This is a genomic window from Cellulomonas olei (genome assembly GCF_039548315.1).
GTDB lineage: Bacteria > Actinomycetota > Actinomycetes > Actinomycetales > Cellulomonadaceae > Cellulomonas.
The window spans coordinates 1-587 of sequence record NZ_JBCLVN010000107.1 but is presented as its reverse complement, the minus strand read 5'-3'; the positions used below and the strand labels follow the sequence as shown (position 1 = coordinate 587).

1 protein-coding gene is annotated in these 587 nt (G+C 71.4%); it reads left to right on the top strand.

From position 1 onward, the window contains the following. The coding region (locus tag AAHH18_RS18250) for an IS30 family transposase (protein ID WP_343302600.1) at positions 1-580 on the top strand (580 nt) is incomplete at its 5' end. Between the last annotated feature and the right edge of the window lie 7 nt (positions 581-587).

Sequence of the window (587 nt, the reverse complement as noted above, 5' to 3'; positions counted from 1 at the left end):
CCGCAAGCCGCAGTCGCGGGCCGCGTCGGCCGGGCGGGGCGCGAAGACCTGGATCGGGGACCTGAACATCTCGGCGCGCCCGGCTGAGGCCAGCGACCGGGCGGTCCCGGGGCACTGGGAGGGTGACCTGGTCATCGGGGCCCGGGGGTCCTCGGCCATCATCACCCTGGTCGAGCGGTCGACGAGGTTCGTGATGCTCGGTGCGCTGCCGGGCTCGCGGGTCTCCGGCGAGGTCACCCGGGTCCTGATCGACCTGATGGGCCGGGTCCCGGCCCAGCTGGCCAAGACCCTGACCTGGGACCAGGGCTCGGAGATGGCCCAGCACGCGGCCTTCACCCTGGCCACCGACTGCCAGGTGTTCTTCTGCGACCCGCACTCACCCTGGCAGCGCGGGAGCAACGAGAACACCAACGGCCTGCTGCGCCAGTACTTCCCGAGGTCCTCGACCGACTTCCGCACCTGGACCCAGGACGACCTCGACGCCGTCGCCCGCGAGCTCAACGGGCGCCCCCGCCAGACCCTGAACTGGCAGAATCCCGCCCAACGACTCAACGACCTACTCGTTGCAACCGCCGCCTGAAACCGCC